General features: G+C 53.3%; 13 protein-coding genes. 4 read left to right on the forward strand and 9 right to left on the reverse strand.

Annotation, left to right across the window (positions count from 1 at the left end; translation table 11 throughout):
• Positions 1-2 precede the first annotated feature (2 nt).
• From dnaC to opgB, 3 genes are all read left to right on the forward strand, one after another.
• The gene (dnaC, locus tag QVF11_RS05280; RefSeq protein WP_014227813.1) at positions 3-740 is read left to right on the forward strand and encodes a DNA replication protein DnaC; all 738 of its coding nucleotides are present in this window, start codon (positions 3-5) and stop codon (positions 738-740) included.
• A gap of 65 nt (positions 741-805) precedes the next feature.
• The gene (locus QVF11_RS05285) at positions 806-1,300 is read left to right on the forward strand and encodes a YjjA family protein (RefSeq protein ID WP_112215094.1); all 495 of its coding nucleotides are present in this window, start codon (positions 806-808) and stop codon (positions 1,298-1,300) included.
• Positions 1,301-1,557: 257 nt separating this feature from the next.
• A complete protein-coding gene (gene opgB, locus QVF11_RS05290; protein WP_112215095.1) occupies positions 1,558-3,849 on the forward strand; it encodes a phosphatidylglycerol--membrane-oligosaccharide glycerophosphotransferase in 2,292 nt (763 codons plus the stop codon).
• A gap of 47 nt (positions 3,850-3,896) precedes the next feature.
• Here the strand turns inward: opgB and QVF11_RS05295 are convergent, their stop codons facing one another.
• The 9 genes from QVF11_RS05295 to QVF11_RS05335 all read right to left on the reverse strand — a co-directional run bounded on the left by QVF11_RS05295 (position 3,897) and on the right by QVF11_RS05335 (position 14,011).
• Entirely contained in the window at positions 3,897-4,907 is a 1,011-nt protein-coding gene (locus QVF11_RS05295; protein ID WP_287855452.1) for an SIS domain-containing protein, read from the reverse strand.
• Between the two features lie 17 nt (positions 4,908-4,924).
• The gene (locus tag QVF11_RS05300; RefSeq protein WP_287855454.1) at positions 4,925-5,986 is read right to left on the reverse strand and encodes an SIS domain-containing protein; all 1,062 of its coding nucleotides are present in this window, start codon (positions 5,984-5,986) and stop codon (positions 4,925-4,927) included.
• Between the two features lie 12 nt (positions 5,987-5,998).
• Positions 5,999-6,850, reverse strand: a complete 852-nt coding sequence (locus QVF11_RS05305) for a PTS system mannose/fructose/sorbose family transporter subunit IID (protein WP_287855456.1) — start codon at positions 6,848-6,850, stop codon at positions 5,999-6,001.
• A complete protein-coding gene (locus QVF11_RS05310; protein WP_004108505.1) occupies positions 6,828-7,607 on the reverse strand; it encodes a PTS mannose/fructose/sorbose/N-acetylgalactosamine transporter subunit IIC in 780 nt (259 codons plus the stop codon). The genes QVF11_RS05305 and QVF11_RS05310 overlap by 23 nt, the downstream gene beginning before the upstream one ends.
• 16 nt (positions 7,608-7,623) lie before the next feature.
• Entirely contained in the window at positions 7,624-8,094 is a 471-nt protein-coding gene (locus QVF11_RS05315) for a PTS sugar transporter subunit IIB (RefSeq protein ID WP_112215099.1), read from the reverse strand.
• A gap of 14 nt (positions 8,095-8,108) precedes the next feature.
• Positions 8,109-8,531 carry a PTS sugar transporter subunit IIA gene (locus QVF11_RS05320; protein WP_287855460.1) on the reverse strand — a complete coding sequence of 141 codons (423 nt, stop codon included), beginning with the start codon at positions 8,529-8,531 and terminating at the stop codon, positions 8,109-8,111.
• A gap of 99 nt (positions 8,532-8,630) precedes the next feature.
• Positions 8,631-11,396 carry a sigma 54-interacting transcriptional regulator gene (locus QVF11_RS05325; protein WP_287855462.1) on the reverse strand — a complete coding sequence of 922 codons (2,766 nt, stop codon included), beginning with the start codon at positions 11,394-11,396 and terminating at the stop codon, positions 8,631-8,633.
• Positions 11,397-11,531: 135 nt separating this feature from the next.
• Positions 11,532-12,977 (reverse strand): tagaturonate reductase, encoded by a 1,446-nt coding sequence (locus tag QVF11_RS05330; RefSeq protein ID WP_287855464.1) that lies wholly within the window; start codon positions 12,975-12,977, stop codon positions 11,532-11,534.
• Between the two features lie 11 nt (positions 12,978-12,988).
• The gene (locus QVF11_RS05335) at positions 12,989-14,011 is read right to left on the reverse strand and encodes a zinc-binding alcohol dehydrogenase family protein (RefSeq protein ID WP_287855466.1); all 1,023 of its coding nucleotides are present in this window, start codon (positions 14,009-14,011) and stop codon (positions 12,989-12,991) included.
• Between the two features lie 141 nt (positions 14,012-14,152).
• Between QVF11_RS05335 and QVF11_RS05340 the strand changes: the two genes are divergently transcribed.
• Positions 14,153-15,067 carry a GntR family transcriptional regulator gene (locus QVF11_RS05340; RefSeq protein WP_112215104.1) on the forward strand — a complete coding sequence of 305 codons (915 nt, stop codon included), beginning with the start codon at positions 14,153-14,155 and terminating at the stop codon, positions 15,065-15,067.
• The last annotated feature ends 120 nt before the right edge of the window (positions 15,068-15,187 follow it).

Consider the following 15,187-nt stretch of genomic DNA (forward strand, 5'->3'; position numbering starts at 1 on the left):
GCATGAAAAATGTCGGCGATTTAATGAAGCGCCTGCAAAAGATGATGCCAGCCCATGTCGAACCCGCGTTTAAGACAGGTGAAGAGCTACTGGCATGGCAAAAAGAACAAGGTAAGCTGCGTTCGGAAGCGCTGGAGCGTGAAAACCGCGCCATGAAAATGCAGCGAACGTTTAACCGCTCCGGTATCCGCCCACTGCACCAGAACTGCTCTCTGGATAACTACCGGGTGGAATGTGAAGGCCAGATGATCGCGCTGTCCAGAGCGCGCCAGTACGTAGAAGAGTTCGACGGCAATATCGCCAGCTTTATTTTCTCAGGTAAGCCTGGCACCGGTAAAAATCACCTCGCCGCCGCCATCTGCAATGAGCTGCTGCTGCGGGGTAAGTCGGTGTTGATCATTACCGTCGCCGATATTATGTCCGCGATGAAAGATACGTTCGGCAATCGGGAAACCAGCGAAGAGCAGCTTCTCACCGACCTGAGCAAGGTCGATTTACTGGTAATAGACGAAATCGGTATGCAAACGGAGTCACGCTACGAGAAAGTCATTATTAACCAGATTGTCGATCGTCGATCCTCGTCAAAACGCCCTACCGGTATGCTGACTAACAGCACCATGGATGAGATGAATAAACTCCTTGGCGAGCGCGTTATGGACCGTATGCGGCTGGGCAACAGTCTGTGGGTTAATTTCAACTGGGACAGCTATCGCGATCGCGTGACCGGAAAAGAGTATTAAGATATTTCTGAACACGGCCAGCGTTATAATCATGGAATTATTCAGTCACGGCGAAGAGTACGTCTATGAAATCTGCAAAAACGTTGTTCCGCACGGCGATAGTGGCTAGTGCTTTACTGGCCTTTGGCGCTCACGCCACCTCCTGGCAGGATTCTCTTTCCAGCGCCGCTAACCAGCTCAGCAGCCAGAACGGTAGCCAGCAAAGCGGCGGCATGTCGCTCTCCTCGCTCACCGGATTGCTAAACGGCGGGAGCCAATCTCTGACCTCCAGCAGCATGAACAATGCCGCCGGGATTATGTCTTATTGCGCAAAACAGAAGCTGGCTTCGGTAACGAATACCGAAAACATCAAAAATCAGGTTCTGGATAAGCTGGGCCTCAGCACGCCGGAAAAGCAAAAAGAGGATACCAATTACCTTGATGGCCTTCAGGGGCTGTTGAGTAGTAAAGACGGCCAGCAGCTAAATTTAAATAACCTTGGCAGCAGCCCGCTGGCGGAGAAAGTGAAAACTAAAGCCTGCGATCTGGTATTAAAACAGGGCGTTAGCTTCCTCTCCTGATCCCCTCTCTAAATGCCGCGTTTGGCGCTTTAGTCCCGCCAGCGCGGCCGCAATGCTGATTTTTTAACATCTCTACCCCTTGAGCCCCTTTCATAAAGGATGTGAGGCGAGTCAAAAACGGCGATTTCTAAACCAATTCTGAACCACAGCACAAATTCATGACGATACAATTGCGGCGATATGGCGCTGCAATTACAGTGTAGCGTGAAAAAAGATCTATCTGGCCAGCCGACAACTGGCGTGAATGAGGATGAGCTGTGTCAGAGTTGTTATCCATCGCACTGTTTCTTGCTTCGGTGATGATTTACGCATTAAAAGCCGGTCGTAATACCTGGTGGTTCGCCGCCACGCTCACGGTGCTGGGCCTGTTTGTTATTTTAAATATTACCCTCTACGCCAGCGATTACTTCACCGGCGACGGTATCAATGACGCGGTACTCTATACGTTGACTAACAGTCTGACGGGCGCAGGCGTGAGCAAGTATATTCTGCCAGGCGTTGGGCTGGTTGTGGCGCTGGTTGCGGTATTCGGCGCGCTCGGCTGGGTGCTTCGCCGCCGCCGTCATCATCCTCATCATTTTGGTTACAGCCTCGTCGCGCTGGTTCTGGCACTGGCCTCGGTGGATGCCAGCCCTGCCTTCCGCCAGATTAGCGAGCTGGTCAAATCCCAGTCCCGCGATGGCGATCCGGATTTTGTGGCTTACTATAAAGAACCGTCGAAAAGCATTGCTAACCCAAAACTGAATCTGGTGTACATCTACGGCGAAAGCCTTGAACGCACTTATTTTGACAACGACGCGTTCCCCAATCTGACGCCAGAACTCGGCAAACTCAAAAGCGAGGGGCTGGACTTCAGCAATACCACTCAGCTTCCGGGTACCGATTACACTATTGCCGGAATGGTTGCCTCCCAGTGCGGAATCCCATTGTTTGCGCCGTTCGAAGGTAATGCCTCCGCTTCGGTCTCCAGCTTTTTCCCACAGAATATCTGTCTGGGCGATATCCTGAAAAACTCCGGTTACGAAAACTACTTCGTCCAGGGAGCCAACCTGCGCTTCGCCGGAAAAGATGTGTTCCTGAAATCTCACGGCTTCGATCACCTGTACGGCGCCGAGGAGCTAAAAACGACGGTCGCCGATCCATCCTACCGTAACGACTGGGGCTTCTACGATGATACCGTTCTTGATGAGACCTGGAAAAAATTCGAAGCGCTTTCGCAATCCGGAAAACGTTTTTCGCTGTTTGCTTTGACGGTTGATACCCATCATCCGGATGGTTTTATCTCCCGTACCTGCCAGCGTAAAAGCTACGATATGGACGGCAAAAAGAACCTCTCTTTCAGCGCCGTCTCCTGTAGCCAGGAGCATATCGCGGCGTTAATTGAGAAGATTAAAGCCTCGCCGTGGTTCAAAAATACGGTCATCGTGGTTTCTTCCGATCACCTGGCGATGAAAAACAGCGCCTGGGATTATCTGAACAAACAGGATCGCAGCAACCTGTTTTTCGTCCTGCGCGGCGATGAACCCCAACAAGATACGCTGGCGGTTAAGCGTAATACCATGGACAACGGCGCGACGGTGCTGGATATCCTCGGCGGCGATAACTTTATTGGCCTCGGGCGCAGCAGCCTTTCCGGGGAGTCGCTTTCCACCGTGTTCCTCAATATGAAAGAGAAAGTACTGGCGTGGAAGCCCGACGTCATCCGCCTGTGGAACTTCCCTAAAGAGATGAAGAATTTCACCGTCGATTCGCAGAAGAATATGATTTCCTTCTCCGGCAGTCATTTCCGCCTGCCGCTACTGCTGCGGATTTCAGATAAGCGCGTTGAACCGCTGCCGGAAAGCGAATACTCCGCCCCTCTGCGCTTCCAACTGGCCGATTTCGCCCCGCGCGATAACTTCGTCTGGGTCGACCGCTGCTACAAGATGGGCCAGCTATGGTCGCCGGAGTTAGCGCTCTCCACCGACTGGTGCGTATCGCAGGGCCAACTGGGCGGTGAGCAGCAAGTCCAGCGCGTCGACAAAGCCCAGTGGCAAGGCAAGACGGCGTTCAAAGATACCCTGATCGATATGGAGCGCTATAAAGGCAACGTCGATACCCTGAAAATTGTCGATAACAACATCCGTTACAAGGCCGACAGCTTTGTCTTCAACGTTGCTGGTGCGCCTGAGGAAGTAAAACAATTCAGCGGTATTTCCCGCCCGGAATCATGGGGACGTTGGTCCAACGCGCAGCTCGGCAATGAAGTGAAAATTGAATATAAAGAGCCGCTGCCGGAGAAATTCGATCTGATCATTACCGCCAAAGCCTACGGACCGAACGCTAATAAACCGATTCCGGTACGCGTGGGCAACAGCGAACAAACGCTCACTTTGGCTAATGATGTCACTACAACTACCCTGCACTTCGATAATCCATCACGCAGCAGTACGTTAACTATTGCGCCGCCGGATCCGCAGTCGACCAACGAGGGCAATATTCTCGGCCACTCCCCGCGCCAACTAGGTATCGGCATGGTTGAAATCAAAGTGGTGAAAAACGAAGGATAAAACAATCCTGCCCGGCGGCCAGCCAGACTGGCCGCCATAGACAAGATTTAGTAATCAAACTGTCGATAATAACGGCGGATGTTGAGATCGTGACCGGTATGATGTTCAAAATGGGCCGCCAGCCTGTCCACCAGCAGGGTTGAAACCACGCACGGCGCCATAATCCAGCGGAAAGCGTCATCAATGCCGTTCAGCGGATAATCGCGCGGGTCGATAACCACCAGGTGGTCGGTTATCTTCTGTGCAAAGCGTTCGACGCGCTCATCCAGCGCCCGGCATTTACCTTCACCTTTCACCAGGAACAGCGGAACCTCTTTTTCCAGCAGCTCCAGGGTGCCGTGGAAAAACTCAGCCGAACTTACCGACTTAGTCCGCTTCCACTGCATCTCTTCGAGAATACACATCGAGAACAGGTAGACTTCCCCCCACATTTCCGCCCCGCCAATCCACATCATGTAGTCGCTATTATGATATTGCGCGGCAATTTTATCCGCCTGCGGATCGAACTGGCGTTTGGCCTGTAGCAGATTTTCCGGCAGCAATTCCAGCTGGCTGGCAAAACGATCGTAATTGGCGAAATCATCATGACGATAAATCACGCGGAAAAATAACCAGTACAGCAGCATATATTCATATTCCACACCGTTCTTGTGGCACATCGGAATATGCCAGTTGGCGGCTGCGGCCAATGGTGAATCAGCATTACGGGTAATCGCCACCACGCGAATTCCCTGCGCCTTGCACCATTCGGCAATGGCTACCGATTCTTTAGTATCGCCCGATTTTGATAACGTGACGACCACCGCCTCTTTATTTAATTTTTTATGCCCGTGGTGAATTAATTCCGCCGCCTGCTCAAGATAAACCGGCAGCCCAGTTAATTCTTTAGCAAACTCATTAATGGCCATCATCGGTGCTAAAGAACCGCCTACTGAAACAAAAAATAATGCGCTACAGCCACTCTGATAAATATCGTCAGCGACGTATTCTGCCTGTTGGCGCGCAGAGATTATCTCGCGAGCACTGGTTAAGTACTCGTCCTGATTAAAACCCAACATAGTTTTCTCCTGAATAATCAGATTTTACTTTTTAATACGCGGTCAAAATCGTCAAAAATACGTATTGCAAGATCGATGTCTTTTAGTCCAGCGGTATGCCAGGCGAGCATTTGGATCGGCACAATCAGCAGCAGCGGCGCCAGGTGATGTTCACACGGACAGTTTAGCGCCAGCGTTTGCTCATCGTCCTCAGCGCTCAGCGTCAACGTAAAAGCCCGGGCAATGGACGGCGCCATATAATCGCGTAGAGCACGGGTGCGCGCATCCGGCGCATCTTCAATAAACAGCATCACATGGCGGGCATTGGCTTCCAGATAGGGGCCATGCATATAGGCCTCGAGTTCAAAACCGCTGGAAGGCACGCGCACCGTCTCGGTAAATTTGGTTTCGAACTCCTTCGCCACCCCAACCAGCGCGCCATAGCCGGTGGCGACGAAGCGCTCGCCGCCGCGTAGCGTTTCACCATGCTTATCGATAAAACGCAAAGTGCGGTTCATCACATCCGGGATCGCCAGCGCCAGACGCTGCAACTCTGCAATATAGCGCTCCTCCTCGGCCTCGCTGGCTTTCCCCTGGCTACGGGCAATCATCAGCGCCATCAGCAGCAGATTCAGCACTGTTGCGCTAAATCCGCGGGTGACAAACCCCACGCTCTCTATCCCGGTATTGATATCAAGCACCCCGTCGCAGGCCAGCGCTATCGGGCTTTGCGGGTCGGAGGTCAGAGCAAAAACCGGTAGATTCGCCGCCTGCACTTTACGCATCGCCTCCAGCGTCGAGGCGCTTTTTCCGCTCTGTGAAATCGCCACCACCAGATCGGTATGCGGGTCGATAGCTTCGTAATGGGTGAAGTTGTACGGCTCTTTAATTTCAACCAGCACGCCAAAGCGTTGTTCAAAAAAATAGCGTGCACAAAGGGCGGCGTTTAGCGACGATCCGGTCGCCAGCAGCAGAATACGCCGCACCGGGTGCTGGCGAGCAAAGGTCTCAATCGCCGCCAGCTTTTGCCGGTAGTCGCGAAGGATCTGCGTCAGGCAGGCAGATTCTTCACTGATGTAAGTCATCATCGTTGGTTTCATAGCTCACTCCCGTTAAAACAATCCAATCCACGAGCCCGCAATACCCACCAGCGCCATACCGCCGATGATAGAGAGCGGCTTAACCTTGCGCCCCAGCAGCCAGTAGACAATCCCGAAACTCACCAACGGCAGCATGCAGGGCATAACGTCGTTGATAATGTCCTGCACCTGGGTCTTCGCCTCCCCGGCGCCGAAAGAGATGGGGATGGTGATATCAATCATTGAGGCGGTCATCGCCCCCACCACCATCAGGCCGATAATCGACGCCCCGTAGGTCAGTCTCTCCATCATTCCGCTCTTCTGGATCCGCTGAAGTACTCCGGTGCCCAACACATAGCCCCAGCGGGTAAAGAACCAGCGCACCAGAATATGTGGCACGTTAAACACCAGCAGAAACAAAATTGGCCCAAGAATGTTGCCCTTCAGCGCCAGGCTGGTGCCAATACCGGTGGCGATAAGACGCAGCGTCCCCCAGAAGAAAGAGTCACCAAGACCGGCCAGCGGCCCCATCAGCGACGCTTTGACGTTATCAATCGCGTTGGCATCCATGTTTTTCTGCTGGCTGTTTTTTTCCTCCATCGCCGTGGTGATCCCCAGCAGCAGAGTGACGATATGCGGCGTGGTATTGAAGAACACCAGATGCCGTTTCAACGCCCCGGCCAGTTCCTCTTTGCGCGGATAGAGCTTTTTCAGCACCGGAATCAGCGCGTAAACAAAGGCGAGATTCATCTGCCGCTCATAGTTCCACGAGAACTCCATCTGGAAGGAGCGCCAGAACACCCGGCGTAAATCGCGCGGCGTAATACGGGTTTCTTCCTGCTCCTGCGGCTGCAGGGTCTCTTCAGAAATCATCTTCGTCGTCATCGCTGACTCCTTGTTCTGTCGTCGTACGAGGTGAGCTCAACGCGGTGACGTTAACCATGACCACCGCCACGATAGCGCCGAGAATAGCGATGCCGGTCACCGGGATTTTCAAGTAGGCCATCAGCACAAAGCCGAGGAAAAAGTACGGCGCAACTTTCTTGTTAATCAGCAATCTGGCAAGCATCGCGAAGCCCAGCGCCGGGATAATTCCGGTCGCCACGCTCAGTCCGTGTTTAATAAATTCCGGGATCGTATCGAGCAGGGATTTCACCGCATTGCTGCCGACCAGGAATGAGACGGTCACCACCGTTGCGAGCATTAATGAAAGCCCGAATCCGGCAATCAGATGCATACGCTCAATGCCGCGCGTATCTGCCCGCTCCGCGTAGCCGTCCGCCTTCTGGCTGAGCATCGGAATAAACATCCCCAGATAGACGTTTTTCAGGATCAACGTCAGGGTGGCAATCGGCAGGCCGAGCAGCAGCGCCGTTTCCGTTCCCGCGCCGGAGGTAATGGCGAACGCCACCCCAAGAATGCCACCGGTGACCACATCAGGCGGAATAGACGCGCCGACGGAGAAGGAGCCAATAAACGCCAGCTCCAGCGTCGCGCCCATGATGACGCCGGTCTGCACATCTCCGAGCACCAGCCCGGTCAGCAGCCCGGTAACAATAGGCCGTGAAATCAGCGACGTCCCTAATGCATATTCCGATTGCGCGATAAACGCCACCAGACCCAGTAAGAGAGCCTCTACCATAATCTGTCCTCCGGAATTAAACACATTCCGCAAAAAGCTGTTTGCGATCGTTAGGGACCTGGCGAATTTCAACCTCAACGCCTTTCCCAACCAGTTGTTGCAGCTGTTCTATTTCTTCCGGCAGTAAATTAATAGCCTTAGAGATATTTTTACTCCCCTCTTTGGCCTTAATTCCGCCGAGATTAATACTTTGAATTTCGTCAACGGCACTGGCAATACGCCAGGCATCATTCACCGATTCCACAACAATAAATAAATTATATTTATCGGTAACCCCGCTTTTTATCGCTTCAATAGAGTCGTTAATATTTTTAATCACCAGCTTGACTGAAGGCGGCTTAGCGAGCTTAATCGTGGTCTTACGCAGTTCATCCTCAGGGACATTATCGTTAGCGATCAAAATACAATCGGCACCGACATATTGCGTCCAGGAAAAGGCTACCTGTCCGTGAAGTAATCGATGGTCTACCCTTAAAAGCGTAATCATAGTGTTCCCTCATTTCAGAAGTCTTTATCAGTGGTCATCGCACTGGCAATCGTTTGATTGCAGTACTGAATGCTCTCTTTGGCGCTTATTAATGCTTCAGAAATTAGCTTTTCGGTATTTTCTTCGCCTGCCGAAATAAGCAGGTCAATAATTAATGGCAGATTTAAACCGGACAATAAATGAAAGTGTGGGCGCGATAAAAAGCGCACAAACTCATTATTGACGCTACCGGCGAAGATATCCGTAATGACGATCAGCTCATCCTGTGCGGGAAAACGCGCCAGCAGCGTCTCCACCTGCTGCGTCAGATCGACCTCCTCCTCCACATAGGCGCACAGGGTATAAATATCCGACTGCTTACCGAGGATCAGCTCCACGGAGTTCAACAGGCCGTTAGCAAAGGTGCCATGGCTGGCAAAAATATAGTGTCGTTTCATCCTTACCTCGAAAGCGCATTCCACTGCTTTCTTAATTGCAACCGGCGTGCCAGAAACAGTGGCGCGCCGGTTAACGTAAGAACGAACAGACGAAGGGGATTAAAACTCTTGATCTTCCTGAATAAATTCCGTTTCCCGCGTCAGGATATCGTGAATGTAATACAGCTCAATCGGGGGGATTTTGACACTATACCCACTCTCTATGACACTAAAGGCCTCGCGCAGAATAAGCAGCTCATTCTCCGGACACTGCCTTCCCGAGTAATGGGTCGGTGAAGCATTGCGAATTAACCGTTCAATCAGACAGCTTATATGCACATACAGCGCCACCTTACGATCGTTGGGCACATCGCAGCCTGCCAGATGCTCATAGCGCAGTAAAAACTGCTCAACCTGATTGATTACCTTCCCGGTATCGAGGATCGTCACCGACTCGATCACCCTGCGCAGCGAGAAATTCTTCAGGATCAGGTTATTGATTTCGCTGACCTGCTCGGGCGTAGCCCGTTCACCGAAGATCTGCATCAGCGGGCGACTTCCTTCGCCGGAAATCAGCGAATCCAGCGAGATCCACGGCAGATCGGCCAGATGCGGATCCAGGGTGCCGACGATCGCCAGCACCTCGTAGCGGCTCAGCATCGACACCCGCCGTGCGGGATCGGCGAGAGTTTCCACATCGCAGGCCACAATATCAATGCCGAGCGATTCAGGAATGCTGGCTTTTAACAGCGCCGACAAATTAGCTGCCGCACCCAAACCGGTGGCGCAGGTCGTGAGGATCGCCCGCGGTTTGTCGGTTTGCGGGTAATAGAGCTGATGCTCAACCGCGAGGTCATCGCCAATCTCACGGACGATATCCTCCAGCATATCGCCCTGTAAAATGCGCTCGCCAACATACATCGCCATCCCGGTCGAGACGTTATTAATAATCGCCATCGGGGTGGTCAGGCGGCGGTTAAAGTGGCTATGAATCGCCTTCAGAGAACCCATATCGACCAGAATGATCAGCCCGGAGGCCAGCGCGTGGCTCTCAATGTAACTTATCACCTGGTCGGCGATAGCCTCCGGCGTGACGTCGAGCGGCATATCAAATGACTCAAACAGCTGGCTTTTCAATAGCCGGTTTGCCACGTTAGCAATACTGCTGGCGGTGGCGTAGCCGTGGGCCACAATTATCGCGCGAGTCACCTGCTGCTGGCTGATTGCGCCGGTTTTTTGCAGCCACAGCACCAATAGCAGCAGGTCAATGCGCCGGGGCTCGATATCCAGCTTCAGCGCCAGCGCGGCGAGGATCTCTTCGCAAAAGCGATACAGCAGCGGGAATTTCTGCGCCAGAAAATCCTCCAGTTGACGGCTTTTCTCACTGCTCATCCGGGACTGCGCCTGGCGGGAACGATGTATCAGGTAGTGGCTGAGGGCGTAGATACAGTTGCCGTTAAACTGGATATTGAAACGTTTTTCAAGGCGATAAAACTCTTCCCGTACCTGGTGGGTAATCAGCAACAGCATATGCGAACTGTTGGCATCATAGTTATCGAAAATCAGCCGGTCGAAGAGGGTTTCGATCTCCTCGCCCATGCTTTTTTGCGCCTCTTCCCAGAGCGTTTTTTTACTCAGTACCGCTTCATATAGCGCCAGAACCCGGCATTGTGAATCGTAAATCAGTCCCTGTACCGGGTCGCGCGCGCGCAGTAGCCAGACCAGGCTGGTCTGCGGTTCGATAAGCAGCGGCTCCTCCTGGCCCATCGGTTCGCTCAGCGCAGGCGTTGCGGCCATGATATTTTCGGGTAGGTCATGCAAAGTGACGTTAAGCACCTCGCTACCGGGACATTTAGCCCATGCCGACGCCACCGCGTACTTAATCACGTTCTTCAATTCCCCCACGTTGCCGCGATAAACATAGTGGGCCAGCACCTGTAAAAGCCGCGGCGTCAGCTGCAGCCGGGCGGCGAGCGTGCGCGCCTCCTGCCAGAAAAACTGCAGCATTAACGCCTCTTTCTCGTGACGACTGCGGTTTTGCAAATCCGGCAGGCTAACGAGGATCGGAATGCGGCGAATAAAGGTGGTCAGAAAGGTGCTGTGAATATCTTCGGTGGTGGCAAACACCAACCGCAGCGCAATCGGCAGTCCCTGTGCCGTTTCCCCTACCCGATAGATCTCCTTGCGGTCCAGCCAGGTAAAAAGCTTCTCCTGCCCCTGCGCATCCAGGCGATGAACTTCATCGAGAAACAGCATACCGCCGTTTGCCGCTTCAAACGCGCCGGCTTTATCGTTCTGCGCGCCGGTAAACGCGCCTTTGATGTAGCCAAACAGGTTGGCGGCCAGCAGCTCCGGGTTGCTGGCATACTGCGCGCAGTTAAAGCTGACAAATGGCGCATCAGGCTCCAGCAATCCCTGAGCGATAGCGAACTCGTGCATCAGCTCCGCCATATAGCTTTTGCCGGTGCCGCTGTCGCCGGTGATCAGCAGCGGCAGCCCGCCGTTGGGATAAAACAGCGCGGTTTTCATCTGCTCAATGGGTTTACGCAGGCTGCCATCATGTCCGGTCAGTAGTGAAAAATGATCCGCCTGCTCCGGCTGCCGGTCGCTTTCAGCCAGCAGTTCCGCCATGCTGGCGTACTCGCTGCGGGAAAGGGGAAAGAACTGCTGGCAGAAGGCTGCTTTATGCAGAAAATAGACCGGGCGAGTGTTGATCTTCACCAGCACATCCTGGGTAACCAGCTGGTTCAGATAGTGGCTGGCGGTATTTCTTTGCATCGCAAAACGCTGAGCCAGATAGCTGGCCGTAAAGACTTCGCTCAGGTTATCCGGATCAAAAAAATCCGTCTGATTTTGCAGAAAAGCCAACAGTTCCGTTTTACGCATGCATCCCCCATCATCGCCATCGCAGGCTCTTATGATGAGGGAAATCCACCAACCGTTGGCGCTTAATTCATTTTTTGCGGTACAGAGCACAAAAAAAACGGCGCCCAAATCCGCGAACGCCGCACAACAAACCGACTACAGCCGCGCCAGGGCCTCCCGCATCCCTGCGCTCAAAATCATCTCCAGATAGCGCGTAACTTGTTCGGTAAGTCCAGGGATTGCCGTCAGCTCCTCACCCCAGTGCGCTTTATCCTGCAAAACCTCCACGACCAGATCTTGCAGGGCACGACCGTTCGCCACCTGCGCCCAGCCTTCGGCAAAACGGGTCAACCAGACGTCATCATCCTGTAGCGGATACGTCTGCCCGTTACGCTGGCCGCGATAAAAGGCGATCAGCGCCGCCAGAGCGAACGTCAGGCGCGGCGGAATCGCGCCATGCTGGCGGATATTCGTCAGCAGCTGTGGCAGGATCCGGGTGCGGAATTTGGTCATCCCGTTCAGAGCGATGGAAAGCAGCTGATGGCGAATATACGGGTTGAGAAAACGCCCGGTCACAGCATCGGCAAACTGCCGTAGCTCATCGGCAGGCAAATCGAGCGCCGGAATAATCTCTTCGCCGATGGTTTGCTGCACATAATGGCGAATGGCTTCGTCCTGCATCGCTTCGCCAACGGTATCTACGCCACATAGCCACGCCACGGGAACCAGCGCGGTATGCGCGCCGTTGAGAATGGCGACTTTGCGCTCTTTGTAGGGCCGAATATCGTCGACAATACGGATATTTAGCGGACAGCGGTCAAGGCGCAGTTTCTTCGCCAGCGCCTGCGGGCCCTGAATCACAAACAGCCAGAAGTATTCGGCAGTATCAAGGAACGCATCGTGATAGCCCAGCTCCGCCTCCAGCTTTTGCGCTTCATCGCGCGGATAGCCGGTCACGATGCGGTCAACCAGCGTGGAACAGAAGGTATTGGCCGTTTCAATCCAGTCGCTAAAAGCCACAGGCAGTTGCCACTCTTGGGCATAGCGCAGCACCAGCGCCTTCAGCGCCTCGCCGTTATAATCAATCAGCTCGCAGGGAATAATCATCCAGCCCTTATCCGCTGCGCCGTCGAAATGACGGAACCGTTCGAGCAGGAGCTGGGTCAGCTTAGCCGGGAAGCTCACCGGTGGCATATCGTCGGGCCGATCTCCGGCATGGTAGCTAATGCCCGCTTCGGTGGTATTCGAAAATACGAACTCAATTTCCGGGTTACGGGCCAGCGCCAAATAACCGGTAAAATCCTGCCAGGGGTTGATCTCGTTATTAACGGATCGAATAACCCGCGCTGCACTCACCGCCTCGCCGTGCTCATCCAGCCCGCGGATCACCGTGGTATACAGCCCGTCCTGAGTATTGAGCGACGGCGGGAACTCGGTGTTGATCGGGCGAACGATGGTCACCCCGGCTGCCAGATCGGTTTGCTCGTTCAGCAGATCCAGCTGCCAGTCGATGAACGCCCGCAGGAAATTGCCCTCGCCGAACTGGATCACCCGCGTCGGGTACTGAACCCCCGGAAACTCTTTTCTGTTTAACGTTTTCATGACCTTCCCTGCTAAAAATGAATGATGCCTTTGATCAGCTGACGATTGTTAATCACTTCGCTTTCATAGATTTCAGCCAACGATTTGAAATCGTAACGGTGGGTCAGCATCATCCTGGCGGTCACTTTCCCCTCAGCCATCAGCCGCCCGACTTTGGCAAAATCCTCTTCCGTCGCATTGCGACTGCCCATCATGGTCGTCTCTTTCTTATGAAACTCCGGGTCCGAGAACTGCAGTTCGCCTTTAAACAGGCCGACGAAAATAATGCTGCCGCCGTGACGGATTAAATTCACCGTGTTGTTCATCGCATGCTGATTTCCCGTCGCGTCGATCACTTTTTGCGCCAAAGAACCGCCAAACGTCTCACACAACTGGTCGGTAAACTGCGGATCGGAAGGGTCGAGTGTGGTCAGGCCAAGATGCTGCGCCACATGATCGCGCCGCGCCGGGCTGGTATCCGCTACCACTACCTGCGCACCGTCGGCTTTGGCGATTGCCGCCGCGCCCAGGCCAATCGGTCCCGCGCCAACCACCAGCACCTGCTCTCCCGGCTGGATATTTGCGCGACGCACCGCGTGGGCGCTAATGGCAAACGGCTCAATCAGCGCCACCGCCTCAGGGTCGACGTCATCCACCACCAGTAAATTCTTCACCGGCACGCTGAGATACTCGCTAAATCCACCGTCGCGATGCACGCCGATGACCGAAATCTTCTCACAGCAGTTTGTCCGCCCGCTCAGGCAGGCCGGACACTGACGACAGGCCACGTAAGGAATAACTGCAACCTGCTGGCCGCTCTTCAGATTAAGAATATTTTTACCGAGGCCAATAATCTCGCCACATATTTCATGGCCGAGTACTCGCGGGTAGCTAAAAAAAGGTTGATTACCGCCCCATGCATGAATATCTGTCCCACAAATCCCCACCGCTTTTATTTTAATCAGAACTTCATCATTGCCAGGAATGGGAATTTGGCGTTTTTCCCAGCTAAGTTTTTTGGGTTCCTGACACACTAATGTATTCATCGACGTCATAATTATTGCCTCCGTATTTGTTGGCTTAGATATCGATGAAAAACACAATCCAGGATAAAGTCATTGCCAAAATTGTGAAACCTCGCGCACAAAACCGTTTTAAATCCGGTTTTAATATCTAAAAAAACAGGGAGTCTATGTATGAGCCGTTCACAAAACCTTCGTCATAACGTGATTAACCAGGTCATTAACGATATGGCGCGCGGCTTTATCCCCTCGCCGCTGCCTTCGCAAAGCGCGCTGGCGGAGATGTACAACATCAGCCGCACCACCGTGCGCCATATCCTCAGCCACTTATGCGAGCGCGGCGTGCTGAGCCAGGTCAATCAGGATTACCTGATCCTCCGCCTGCCCGAAGTGCAGGACGGCTTCGATGGTTCCAGCGCCTCACTCGCCGAACAGAACCGCCTCTTCGAGCAGGCATTTTTCACCATGATCAATCAGCGCCAGCTGCGCGCCGGAGAGATGTTTTCCGAGCTACAGCTGGCGCGGGCCGCGGGCGTCAGCCCGGTGGTGGTCAGAGAGTTTTTGTTGAAATTCAGCCGCTACAACCTGATTGAAAGCGAAAAGCGCGGCCAGTGGAATATGAAGAAGTTTGAGCAATCCTGGGCGGAACAGCTGTTCGAGCTGCGCGAAATGCTGGAAACCCACGCGCTCCAGCATTTCCTCAACCTGCCGGATAACGATGCCCGCTGGCTACAGGCGAAAACCCTGCTTGAGCGCCATCGGGCGCTGCGGGACAGCATCGGCGACAGCTTTCGCATGTTCTCGCAGCTCGATCGAGATTTTCACACGCTACTGCTTTCCGCTGCGGATAATATATTTTTTAATCAATCACTTGAAATCATTTCGGTTATCTTCCACTTCCACTACCAGTGGGATGAGAGCGATCTTAAGCAGCGCAATATCATCGCCATTGATGAACATATGACTATCCTGAGCGCGCTCATCTGCCGCAGTGACCTGGACGCCAATCTGGCGCTACGTAACCACCTGAACTCCGCGAAACAATCAATGATTAACTCCCTTAAGCAGAATGAGTCTCTGCTTTATTAAGTACCGATTAAAAACAGAAAATGATTATCAGCAGCACAAATCTAAAAACGTAATCCAGCGCGATAAAAAAGGTTATTTATGCTGAAAACAAGTCGACTTACTTTACTGTGAAATATGTGG

It is taken from the genome of Klebsiella sp. (assembly GCF_027492335.1).
In the GTDB taxonomy this organism is placed as follows: Bacteria; Pseudomonadota; Gammaproteobacteria; order Enterobacterales; family Enterobacteriaceae; genus Klebsiella; species Klebsiella huaxiensis.